The following is a 10,890-nucleotide window of genomic DNA, read 5'->3' as shown; positions in this document are numbered from 1 at the left end:
CGACCGACCTTGCGGGCGTGCGCTACCTCTCGGGCGCGGGGATCACGGGCAAGGGGATGATCGCCTTCTTCGAGAAGCTGCGCGGCAACGAGATCCGCTCGGGCTACAGCCAGGCCGACGAAGCAGCCTATGGCCGCACCCACCCGCTCACCGGTGACCGCATCCAGGTGCTGCGCGGGCTGCTCGACAAGGACCCGGCGTGGGACACCCCGCCCGATCCCGAATTGCAGGAGCGCTTCGTGCGCGCCAAGGCCAAGCTGTTCGGCTTTCTGTCGGAGCCGCCGCGCACGCTCGCGGCCTATCCGCCGTCCGATACCAGCGTGCCCGCGCGCTACGCCCGCGCCTATGCCTATCACAAGGATGCGCGAATCGACATGGCGATTGCCGAGACCGACGCCCTTCTCGCCGCCGAGCCCGACAATCCGTGGTTCCTCGAACTGAAGGGCCAGGTGCTGCTCGAGAGCGGGCGGCCCAAGGAAGCGCTGGTGCCGCTGCGCCGCGCGACCGAGCTGACCCTCGCCCAGCCGCTGATCGCGGGCCTGCTCGGCCACGCGCTGATTGCGACCGAGGACCCGGCCAATTTCGAGGAGGCCGAACAGGTGCTGCGCGCCTCGGTGCAGAAGGACCGTTACAACCCCTTCGCGTGGTACCAGCTCGGCGTGGTCTACGAAGCGCGCGGCGATATCCCGCGCGCGCGCCTCGCCAGCGCCGAGGTGCAGGTGATGAAGCAGCAATACACGCAGGCGCTCGCCAATGCGCAGGCCGCCGAGCCCTATCTGCCCTATGGCTCGCCCGACTGGATCCGCGCCCAGGATGTCGCGCTCGAAGCGCGCGCCGAACTGGAACGCGTCAAGAACCGGCGCTAGGCTGCCGACAGCCCTTTCGTTATCAAGGCCACCATGTCCACCGACGCACCCTCCGCCTTGCGCAACACGCTGCTGACCGCGCTCCTCGCGCTGACCTTCGGCTTTCTGGGCGCGGCGGCGTGGTCGTACAGCGGCCTTGCCGACAACCGCACCCGCAGCTTCCTGCTCGCCAACCCCGATCTGCTGCCGCAGATGGCGCAGGCCTACGAGGAACAGGAAGCGGCCAAGCGGCTCGCCAAGATGGGCGGCGCGGTGTTCGAGGAGTTTCCCGGCGTCGTCCTCGGCAACCCCAAGGGCAGCCGCGTGCTGGTCGAGTTCACCGATTACCAGTGCCCCTATTGCGAGGCGAGCCTCAAGGACGTGAACCGCCTGATCGCCGAGGACCCCAATCTCAAGGTCGTGATCCGCGAATGGCCGATCTTCGAAGGCTCGGACGCGGCCTCGCGCATGGCGCTCGCCGCCGGGATCCAGGGCAAGTATCCCGCCTTCCACGATGCGATGTTCAAGATGGGCGATATCGAGGCGGCGGCCAAGGCGGCCGGGCTGGATATGGCCCGGGCGACACGCGACGCGGCCTCGCAGGCGGTGACCGACGAGATCGCCAAGAACCTCGAGCAGGCGCGCGCGCTGGGCTTTACCGGCACGCCCGCATGGGTCGCGGGCAAGACCCCGATCGGGGGCGCGGTAGGCTACGAGAAGCTCAAGCAGGCGCTCGCTGCCGCCGACAAGGCCGGTTGAAGGGCGGGGGGCGATGATGCGCACGATGCTGTCTGCCGCCTTGGCCGGCGCGCTGCTCGCCACGCCTGCAGGCGCCGGCGAAACGCCCGCGATCGATTATGCCGCCGAGCGCGCGGCGATCGGGCGCTATCAGGACGCCAACCAGCGGCTGCAGGATATCGGCTTCCGCCTCGCCCGCGCCAATGCCGCCTTCTGCCCCAAGGTGGTTCCCAGCATCGGGCTGCAGGTGCAGGACATGGCAAGCTACGGCGCGCCCGACATTGCCCGCAAGGCGCTGGGCCTGACGCGCGATTTTGCCGTCAATGCCGCCGCCGCGGGCTCTCCGGCGGCACTGTCGGGAGCCTTCGCGCGCAACCGCGAGATCGTGCGGCTCGAGGGCTTCGATCCCAACGAATGGCCCGCGCGCCCGCCGATGGCGTGGGAGCGCACCACCCGCGCGCATGACCATATCGATGCGATGCTGACCGAGCACGGCGGCATCGCCATCACCTTTGCGGACGGCACCGATGTGCGCGTCACGCCGGTCGAGGTCTGCGCCACCCGCTTCGATCTCTACGCCGGCGAGGACCGCGCCTTTGCCAACGGGGTGCGGGTGATCTTCGGGATCGATTCCCCTTCCTTTGCCTATGACGAGCCGGTCTTCGCGGCGCTGGTCGCCCATGAACTGGCGCATAATGTGCTGGGCCACGACGCCTGGCTCGACCGCAACGGGCGAAAGATCAAGAATGTGCGCCGGATCGAGCGCGAGGCCGACCGGCTGGTGCCGTGGTTGCTCGCCAATGCGGGCTATGATCCGGCGGCGGGGGCCGAATTCATGACCCAGTGGGGACGCAAGCACGACGCGGGCCTCAAGCTGCGCACCACGCATGACGGCTGGGACGAGCGCGCCGAGAACATGGCCGCCGAAGTCCCCCAGGTCCGCACGCTGATGGCCGCCGCAGGCAAGGCCGACTGGGCCGCGCATTTCCGCCGCGAGATCGACGCGCCATTATAATGCGACGCCGCCTCCGCGATGTGGCCGGACTTGCGCCAAGCCGTTGCCCTCCCGAGGCGGCGCGGGCGAAAGCCCGTGTGGTTTGCGACGAATTGAGTTAGACCACGCTGATTATGGCAGTGCTCCAGATCCAGGCAGCGCCGTTCTTCGCGAGCAAGAACCGGGCGTTCTGGAACCTCCAGTTCGTCGGCTGGGGCGGGGCCTTCGTGTATCGGGCGGTGCTGGTGTTCTCCAACGCCCAGCCCTTCGCGCTGCTGGCGCTGGCGCTTATCTCGATCGTTACCGGCTTTTCGATCAGCCTCCTGCTTTCCGTGATTTACCGGGTGCTGATCCGGCAAAGTCCGCTGTTCACATGGGGCATGACCGCAGTGGTTCTGTCGGCGGCGGTCATCATCAACACCTCGATCGATGCCTGGGTGCAGGGCGTCTATTACGGCTCAAGCCGCGAGACGACCTTCGCGCAGCTGTTCGTTGGCCTGTCTTACCTTCCCTTGACCCTGCTCGGCGGGTGGAGCGCGCTCTATTACGCGATCAACTTCTTCCTCACCGTGGAACAGCAGGCCGACCGGCTCGAGCGGCTGGAAGCGCAGGCCACCGCCGCCCAGCTCGCGATGCTGCGCTACCAGCTCAACCCGCACTTCCTGTTCAACACCCTGAATTCCATCTCCACGCTGGTGCTGCTGAAGCAGACCGAACCCGCCAATGCGATGCTGACGCGCCTCTCGGGCTTCCTCCGCCACACCCTGATCGCCGAGCCGGGAAGCCAGGTGACGCTGGCGCAGGAGATCGAGACCTTGCAACTCTATCTCGATATCGAGCGCATGCGCTTCGAGGAACGCCTGCGCACCCATTTCGAGATCGAGGATGCGGCGCTGCCGGCGCAGCTCCCCGCGATGCTGCTCCAGCCGCTGGTCGAGAATGCGATCAAATACGCCGTCAGCCCGCAGGAGGAAGGCGCGCGCATCGCGCTCACCGCGCGGGTGATCGGCGAAAGGCTGCGCCTGACCGTCGAAGACACGGGGCCGGGGGCCGATGACACTCCGCGTGATCCGGGCGCACCGATCGTGCCCGGCCGCCCGGTCTCCACCGGCGTCGGCCTCGCCAATATCCGCAACCGCCTTGCGCAGGCCTATGGCGACAACCACCTGTTCGAAACCAGATCCGAAGCCGGGGGCGGCTTCACCGTGCTGATCGAAATTCCCTTCACCCGCGCCGACAGAGCCGGGGAAGCGGCAGCACCCGCCACGCCGGGTGCCGGGCCAGAAATCGGGAATCCCGCGGGCGGGAGCGACAATATCGTTCCCCTCATCCCCCCCAAAACCATCGGAAAAACCGCATGACCATCAGAACCATCCTCGTCGACGACGAAAAGCTCGCGATCCAGGGCCTTCAGCTGCGGCTCCAGCCGTTCGAGGACGTCGAGATCATCGACACCTGCGCCAACGGGCGCGAGGCGATCCGCAAGATCAAGACCGAGAAGCCCGATCTGGTCTTCCTCGACATCCAGATGCCCGGCTTCGACGGCTTTTCCGTCGTCAAGGGCGTGATGGAGATCGAACCCCCCCTGTTCGTCTTCGTCACCGCCTACGAGGAACACGCGATCCGCGCCTTCGAGGCCAATGCCGTCAACTACCTGATGAAGCCGGTCGACGAACAGAAGCTCGCCGACACCATCGAGCGCGTGCGCCAGCGCCTCGCCGAGAAGAAGTCCTCCGAGGATGCCGGGCAGCTGCTCGAGGTGCTCTCGGAAATCGCCCCCGAACGTGCGGCCGATTTCGTGGAAACGACCACGCCTGCCGCCGAAAGCGCGGACCGCTTCGAGAAGCTCATCAATGTGAAGGACCGCGGCCAGATCTTCCGCGTGGAAGTCGATACCATCGAGCATATCGAGGCCGCGGGCGACTACATGATCATCTCGACCGGCGACAATTCGCTGGTGCTGCGCGAGACGATGAAGGACCTGGAGCGCCGCCTCGACCCGCGGAAGTTCCAGCGTGTGCACCGCAGCACCATCGTCAACCTCGATCTGGTGCGGCAGGTGAAGCCCCACACCAACGGCGAATGCTTCCTGGTGCTGGAAAGCGGCGCGGAGGTGAAGGTGAGCCGCAGCTATCGCGACGTGGTGGCGCGCTTCGTCCATTGACCAATCCCCTCGTCATTGCGAGGAGCGGAGCGACGAAGCAATCCATGGCCTGACCGTCCCGGATCGGGGTGCGGGCCATGGGTCGCCGCGGGCCTTCGGCCCTCGCGATGACGAAGGATTGATTGGTGCCCGAATTCTCCCTCCCCGGCTTCGACCTCGCTACCTTTATCCGCGCCACACTGGCGGAGGACCTCGGCGAGGGCCTCCCCGGCGGTGGGCGGGATGTGACGAGCGAAAGCGTCATCCCCGCCGAGGCGCGCTTCACCGGCGTCATGGACAGCCGCGACGCGATCGTCGTAGCGGGGTTGCCGCTCGCCGAGGCGTTCTTCCGGCATCTCGATCCCGAGTGCCAAATTGAGCCGCTGGTCGCGGACGGCGACGCCGTGGCTGCGGGCACCGATCTCATGCGCATCGAGGGCAGCGCACGCGCCTTGCTGACCGCCGAACGCAGCGCGCTCAACATCGTCCAGCACCTCTCGGGCATCGCCACCCTGACCCGCGCCTATGTCGACGCGATGCGCGAGGGCAGCGCGACCTGCACCCTGCTCGATACCCGCAAGACCATCCCGGGCCTCCGCTTCCTCGAGAAATACGCCACCCGCCAAGGGGGTGCGCAGAACCACCGGATGGGGCTGTGGGACGCGGCGATGATCAAGGACAACCACGTCGCGGTCGCCGGGAGCGTCGGCGAAGCGGTGCGCCGCGCGCGCGAGGCGGGGGTCGCAAGGATCATCTGCGAGGTCGACCGCCTCGACCAGATCGAACCCGCATTGGAGGCAGGCGCGCATCACCTGCTGCTCGACAACATGGACCCCGTGACCCTCGCCGAGGCCGTGGCGATCGTCGCTGGCCGCGTGCCCACCGAGGCGAGCGGGGGCGTCAACCTCCAGACCATCGCGGCGAAAGCGGCGAGCGGGGTCGACTTCATCTCGGTCGGGCGGCTGACCCAGAGCGCGCCCGCCGCCGATATCGGGCTGGATTTCAAGCCGCTGTGAGGCTCGCCCGGGGGCCGCGACCGCTGGCGATCCGCGTCTTCGCCGCCGCCTTCCTTGCGGCCGCGGTGATGCGGCTGGTGCGCGGGCTTGGCGATCTCGCGCTGTCGGAGGCGGTGTTCGCGGCGCACGCACCATGGTTCGCGTGGAACCGCGACTGGACCATCGTCACGCTTTCGGCGGAATTCACCATCGCGCTGATCCCGCTGGTGTGGATCTACCTCTTCGCCGCGCCTTTCGCGCGCTGGCTGGTGCTGGGCTTCGGCGCGCTGCGGCTGGCCTTTCTCGATCCCGCCGCGCTGGCGGGTGCGGTGCTGGTCGCGGCGGCGATGGCGAGCCTGCTCACGCCCGCCGCCCACCGCTGGTTCGCGCGCAAACCTGCCGAGGAGGATGGCCCTGCGGTGTTCGAATAGCCTCCTCGCCGCCGTCGCGTTGGTCCTGCCCTCGCTCGCGAGCGCGCAGGCCTATCAGTGCCGCGTGCCCGAGGTCGCCGCTGTCCCGCGCGTCAATCCCGACGGCCCGGCGCGCGCGATGCCCGTCACCGGCTACACCCTCGCCTTGAGCTGGAGCCCCGAGTTCTGCCGCACCCGCGCCGACGACCGCTCGCAAGCCATGCAATGCGGCGGGAGGAACGGCAGCTTCGGTCTCGTCGTCCACGGCCTCTGGCCCGAGGGCGCCAAGGGCTATCCGCAATGGTGCGGGGCGAGGAAAGCGCTCACCCCGGCGCAGGTGCGCGGGGCGATGTACATGATGCCCGCGGAACGCCTCGTCGCGCGGCAATGGGCCAAGCACGGCAGCTGCATGGTCCCCGATCCGGCCGCCTATCTGAAGGTCACCCGCATCCTCTTCGAAGGCCTGCGCTTGCCCGATTACGACCGCATCGCGCGCGAGGAGGGCCTCACCGCCGGCCGCATCCGCGCGGCCTTCGTCGATGCCAACCCCGGGTGGACCGAGAGCGCGGTGGGCGTCCACCTCAACCCGCGCGGGTGGCTCGAGGAAATCCGCCTGTGCTACCCAAACGCTTCCGCCCCGCGCCTTGCACCGGCTCGCGCCGCGGGGCGAAGGACAGCGCGGCGGCGAAGATCTGGCGAGGGTTGTAGCGGATGCTACGCGATCCTATTTCGCTTCCATGACCTACGCTCTCGACCACCTCACCATCCTCTCGCGCGATCCGGAGGCGGCGACCAACTTCTACGGCTTTCTGCTGCCGCGCATCGGGTTCGCGCAGAAGAAGCGCGGCATCTGGGCGAACGGGGGCGGGCTTCACATACAATTCGCAAAGGCCAGGGAAGGCACGGGCGAATACGGCCGCTACGCCCCCGGCCTCAACCATTTCGGCTTTTCCGCCCCCAGCGCCGCGGCGGTCGAGGCGCTGGCTGCGGAGCTGGAAGAGGCAGGGATCGAGGCGCGGCTCCAGCACTTCGAGCCCGGCATCACCGCGCTCTTCGTGCCCGATCCAGACGGGCTGCGGGTCGAGATCAGCTACTATCCGCCGGGCGTCCCGCCGGTCGATTGAAACACGCGGCTCAGCGCGGAATATCCCGCCGCTCGTAGACCGGCATGCCGCCAGCGCGCATATGCGCGTCGATGAAATTCGCGGTCCTGTCGGCGATCGATTGCCCGTCGACCGTCAGCACGAAGAAGCCGCTGCCGTTGAAATCGTGCTCGCCGCCGATAATCGCATAGAGCGTGTAGGGCACCCCTACGCGCTGCGCCTGATTAGTGAGTTCGACCGCGCGCAGGTAGGGCACGGTGCTGTCGGCCGTGCCGTGCATGACGAACAGCGGCGGCTCGCCCGCTTCCATATCGGCGACGCGGAAATGCCCGCCCCAATAGTCGACCGCCACCCGCACAGGGGGCCGCGTGATTGCGTATTCATCAAGGCTGTAGGCGACATGCATCACCGTAAAGGCGCCGGCCGATCCGCCCCACACTCCAAAGCGCTGCGGGTCGACACAATAGGTCGCGGCATTGGCCTCGGCCCAGCGCAGCGCCCGGGTGGCGTCTTCGACTGCGGCAGTGAAGGCGGTCACGCGGGCGGGCGGCTCGGTAGTATTGAGCGCCTGGAAATCGCGCTCGAACTGCGCGAATTCGGTCCCGATCACCGGGTTGTCGCCTTGCAGACGATAGGAGATCGAGACGAGGTTGATCCCCCGCGCCGCCAGCGCCTGCGCGATCGCATCGACATTCCCCCCGCGCCGGCTGCCACCGACGAACCCGCCGCCGTGGACATAGAGCACGGTCGGGCGCGGGGCGGTGCAGGGCGCATCGGGGCGGTAGATGTCGAGCTGGAGGGTCTTGCTGCCCCCCGCCACCGCGCCGCTGCCATAGGTGATGTTGGTGGTCTGCACGACGCCCACGGGCGTTGGTGAGGGCGTGGGCGAGGGTGACGGCGAGGGAGTGGGGGTCGGCGTCGGGCTGGGTGTCGGGGTCGGCGGGCTGCCGCCATCCCCGCCGCCGCACGCCGCCACCATCAGGGCGATTGCAGCACTGGTTGCGAATGCGAATTTGCGCGTCATGCTCGCTCAACGCCGTTCGCGGAAAAACCCTTTGAGCAATTCCGCCGCCTCGGCCTCGCCGATGCCGGAGTAGACTTCCGGGCGGTGGAGGCACTGGGGCTGGTCGAACACCCGCGCCCCGTGCTCGACCGCGCCGCCCTTGGGGTCGCTCGCCGCGTAGTAGAGCCGCGCGATCCGGGCGTGGGCGATGGCGCCCGCGCACATCGCGCAGGGCTCGAGCGTCACCCACAGCTCGCAGCCGGTCAGCCGTTCATCGCCCAGCATCCGCGCCGCGCGGCGGATGGCGAGGATTTCGGCGTGGGCGGTGGGATCGTGATCGGCGCGGGGGGAATTGTGCGCCTCGGCGATGACGGTGCCGTCCTTCACCACCACCGCGCCGATCGGCACCTCGCCCGCGGCCGCGGCATCGCGGGCAAGAGCGAGCGCGCGGGGCATGAAGCTGCGGAACGCATCCGCGCTCATGCTCCGCGCGCCCTCACGCGCTTATTCGTCGCCGGTCGCGGGCGTCCCTTCGGCATCGGGCTGTTTGATATCGACAGTGGGGACCTCGATCGTCTTCTTCTCTGTGCCGACCTCGACCTCGGCGGGCTCGACGTCGTATTCGGGCATCTGGCCGCCCTTGACCTCGACCTCGGGCAGTTCGGCTTCCTTGGTCTGGTCGACATCGCACGCTGCAAGGCCGATTGCCAAGGGGGCGATGAGGGTGGTGATGATGATGCGCTTCATGGTCGTTCGTCTCCTATGGGCCTCGCCGCTTGGGCAGGCCGGGGACGCGAATGCAGGCGACACAAGGCTTTGCAGCCATTACATGGATTAGCCACATCAAAGCGCGCGGCGGCGGCAGGCGCAATCGGCTTGACGATTCGGCCTCGCCCCGTTATGCGCGCCGCTTTCCCGGCTAGAACCGATTTTTACGAGAAGAGACACACCATGTCGCGCATCTGCGAACTGACCGGCAAGGGCCGCCAGGTCGGCCACAATGTGAGCCACGCCAACAACAAGACCAAGCGCGTGTTCCTGCCCAACCTGCAGAACGTGACGCTGATGAGCGAAAAGCTCGAGCGCAGCTTCAAGTTCCGCGTCTCGACCCACGGTCTGCGCTCGGTCGAGCACAACGGGGGCCTCGACAACTGGCTGCTCAAGACCAGCGACGAGAAGCTCTCGGCCAACGCGCAGAAGGTCAAGCGCGAGCTGCTGAAGGCGCAGAACGCCGCGTAATTCCCGCCGTCCATCGCGACAGGCGAATCGAAAAAGCGCCCGGGCAGGACCGGGCGCTTTTTTGTTATGGGGCGGGCTTGGTCGGAGCCTCTCCCGGCCAATCGAATCTGATCAGCAGACTGCGCTGGAACACCGAGAAGTTGTCGTCGGTGACGACCCAGATGCTCCCCCGCGCGGGATCGCCGGGTGAGGGCACGAAGGCGATCCCTTCGAAATTGTCGGCGAAGATGCCGCCCTGCATCCGCTCGATCACCCGCCCCCGCCAGGTCGTGCCCGCGCGAATCTCCGCCGGATCGGCAATGGCGATGGCGGTGTCGAAGCTGGCGGCGGGGATGGTGTAGGCCACGCGGCGCAGCAGGATCAGCACCCGCCCGTCGGGCAGCTGGCTGGCGTCGACCGGGTCGAAACCCGCAGGCGGGGCAAAGCGGAAGGCGAGCGGCCTGATCCCTTCGACCGGATCGCCCGCGAACAGCAAGGCTTCGTGCAGGGCGTCATTGTCCCGCTGCGCGCCCTCCGCGATGACCAGAAAGCGGCCATCCGCGAGCCGCGTCATGGTTTCGGGCCCGCTGTTGTAGCGCCACTCCTCCATTGACGGGGGAATATGTTCGCGGCGCGGCGCTCCGGCGGCGAAACGGACCACCTGGTTGTCTCCCTCGAACCCCGCCCAGAGCGTGCCGGTGGCGGGATCGCGGGCGAGCGATTCGAGGTCGACGCTCTCCTCGCGCCCGCGATTGATGAGCCCGACGAAGCGGTAGCTGCCGGGCTGCGCGCGCGGGGCAGGGCCGGCAAGGTCGATGTCGAGCAGGAAGCCCCGGTCGGTCCCCGCGACCAGCGCCTGCCCGCGCCCTGGGGCAAGCGCGGAAAAGCCGCCGAACCAGCCGTGGGGCGAGGACAGCTCCCACACGCCGGTAAGGCTCAGCTCGCCCGACACGCCGGCTTTTTCGGCACGCGGGGTAATGGTCACGACGGCGGGATCGGCGCGGGTGCCGATCGAGGTGCGCAGGAAGGTGCCCGGCGCCAGCGCGAGCGCCACTCCAGCGATCAGCACGAGCCGCAGCCGGCGCGTGCGGGAGGCAGGCCGCGCGCGGGTGGCCTCGGCCTTCATCGGGGCAGGGGGTCAGACGAGGCCGAGCAGGCGGCGCGTCGCGATCTCGGGGGAGGCATAGGCCTCCTGCCGCTCGGCGCTCCAGTAGCGCAGTTCGGCGAGCGGGATCGCCTCTCCCGTGACGGCGCACAGCACATGGCTCCCCGGCCGCAGCACGCGGAAGCTGGAGGGAGCGTAGTAGAGCTTGGCGACCTTGTCGGCGGGAGTCATCAGCATGGCACCAATGATAGCACTCTGTGGCTAATCGAACAAATCATCTTGGGCGGGGGAAGGCGATGATTTTGCAGGCTTGCGCGGGGCAGGCGGCGGCGGGGG

At 68.1% G+C, this 10,890-nt stretch carries 14 protein-coding genes and 1 pseudogene; 10 read left to right on the top strand and 5 right to left on the bottom strand.

The window, feature by feature from the left end; translation table 11 throughout:
- The 9 genes and pseudogenes from AX708_RS01240 to AX708_RS01205 all read left to right on the top strand — a co-directional run.
- Positions 1-866 (top strand): tetratricopeptide repeat protein (locus tag AX708_RS01240; RefSeq protein ID WP_156454505.1); only part of this gene is annotated, 866 nt, incomplete at its 5' end.
- A gap of 33 nt (positions 867-899) precedes the next feature.
- Complete coding sequence (locus tag AX708_RS01235; protein WP_066531090.1) at positions 900-1,604, top strand: DsbA family protein; 705 nt, start codon at positions 900-902, stop codon at positions 1,602-1,604.
- 13 nt (positions 1,605-1,617) lie between these two features.
- Entirely contained in the window at positions 1,618-2,598 is a 981-nt protein-coding gene (locus AX708_RS01230; protein WP_197426167.1) for a hypothetical protein, read from the top strand.
- A 113-nt stretch (positions 2,599-2,711) separates the two neighbouring features.
- Positions 2,712-3,938, top strand: coding sequence for a sensor histidine kinase (locus AX708_RS01225; RefSeq protein ID WP_066531087.1), 1,227 nt, complete (start codon positions 2,712-2,714; stop codon positions 3,936-3,938).
- Entirely contained in the window at positions 3,935-4,741 is an 807-nt protein-coding gene (locus AX708_RS01220) for a LytTR family DNA-binding domain-containing protein (protein ID WP_066531085.1), read from the top strand. Before AX708_RS01225 ends, AX708_RS01220 begins: the two co-directional genes overlap by 4 nt.
- 125 nt (positions 4,742-4,866) lie before the next feature.
- Positions 4,867-5,736 carry a carboxylating nicotinate-nucleotide diphosphorylase gene (gene nadC, locus AX708_RS01215; protein ID WP_066531081.1) on the top strand — a complete coding sequence of 290 codons (870 nt, stop codon included), beginning with the start codon at positions 4,867-4,869 and terminating at the stop codon, positions 5,734-5,736.
- The gene (locus AX708_RS01210) at positions 5,733-6,146 is read left to right on the top strand and encodes a hypothetical protein (RefSeq protein ID WP_066531080.1); all 414 of its coding nucleotides are present in this window, start codon (positions 5,733-5,735) and stop codon (positions 6,144-6,146) included. Before nadC ends, AX708_RS01210 begins: the two co-directional genes overlap by 4 nt.
- Positions 6,124-6,501 (top strand): annotated as a pseudogene (locus AX708_RS21320) (ribonuclease T); the annotation flags it as partial. The gene AX708_RS01210 and the pseudogene AX708_RS21320, both read left to right, overlap by 23 nt.
- A 361-nt stretch (positions 6,502-6,862) precedes the next feature.
- Positions 6,863-7,249 carry a VOC family protein gene (locus AX708_RS01205; RefSeq protein WP_066531078.1) on the top strand — a complete coding sequence of 129 codons (387 nt, stop codon included), beginning with the start codon at positions 6,863-6,865 and terminating at the stop codon, positions 7,247-7,249.
- Between the two features lie 10 nt (positions 7,250-7,259).
- Here AX708_RS01205 and AX708_RS01200 read toward each other — a convergent pair whose 3' ends face one another.
- Genes AX708_RS01200 through AX708_RS01190 form a run of 3 tightly spaced genes read right to left on the bottom strand, consistent with a single transcriptional unit; the run spans position 7,260 to position 8,978 of the window.
- A complete protein-coding gene (locus AX708_RS01200) occupies positions 7,260-8,252 on the bottom strand; it encodes an alpha/beta hydrolase (RefSeq protein ID WP_156443441.1) in 993 nt (330 codons plus the stop codon).
- Between the two features lie 6 nt (positions 8,253-8,258).
- Positions 8,259-8,714, bottom strand: a complete 456-nt coding sequence (locus tag AX708_RS01195; protein ID WP_066531074.1) for a nucleoside deaminase — start codon at positions 8,712-8,714, stop codon at positions 8,259-8,261.
- 21 nt (positions 8,715-8,735) lie between these two features.
- Positions 8,736-8,978: a hypothetical protein gene (locus AX708_RS01190; RefSeq protein ID WP_066531070.1), complete on the bottom strand. Its 243-nt coding sequence runs from the start codon at positions 8,976-8,978 to the stop codon at positions 8,736-8,738.
- 204 nt (positions 8,979-9,182) lie between these two features.
- On the opposite strand from AX708_RS01190, the gene rpmB reads away from it, so the two are divergent.
- Entirely contained in the window at positions 9,183-9,470 is a 288-nt protein-coding gene (rpmB, locus tag AX708_RS01185) for a 50S ribosomal protein L28 (RefSeq protein WP_066531066.1), read from the top strand.
- A gap of 64 nt (positions 9,471-9,534) precedes the next feature.
- On the opposite strand, the gene AX708_RS01180 is transcribed toward rpmB, so the two are convergent.
- Both AX708_RS01180 and AX708_RS01175 read right to left on the bottom strand, forming a co-directional pair.
- Positions 9,535-10,575: an esterase-like activity of phytase family protein gene (locus tag AX708_RS01180; protein WP_066531065.1), complete on the bottom strand. Its 1,041-nt coding sequence runs from the start codon at positions 10,573-10,575 to the stop codon at positions 9,535-9,537.
- Positions 10,576-10,587: 12 nt separating this feature from the next.
- Entirely contained in the window at positions 10,588-10,791 is a 204-nt protein-coding gene (locus tag AX708_RS01175; protein WP_066531064.1) for a DUF2093 domain-containing protein, read from the bottom strand.
- Between the last annotated feature and the right edge of the window lie 99 nt (positions 10,792-10,890).

The sequence above is a fragment of the Erythrobacter sp. CCH5-A1 genome (genome assembly GCF_001557115.1).
Taxonomy (GTDB): domain Bacteria; phylum Pseudomonadota; class Alphaproteobacteria; order Sphingomonadales; family Sphingomonadaceae; genus Erythrobacter.
This window is presented reverse-complemented; position numbering and strand designations above follow the sequence as displayed.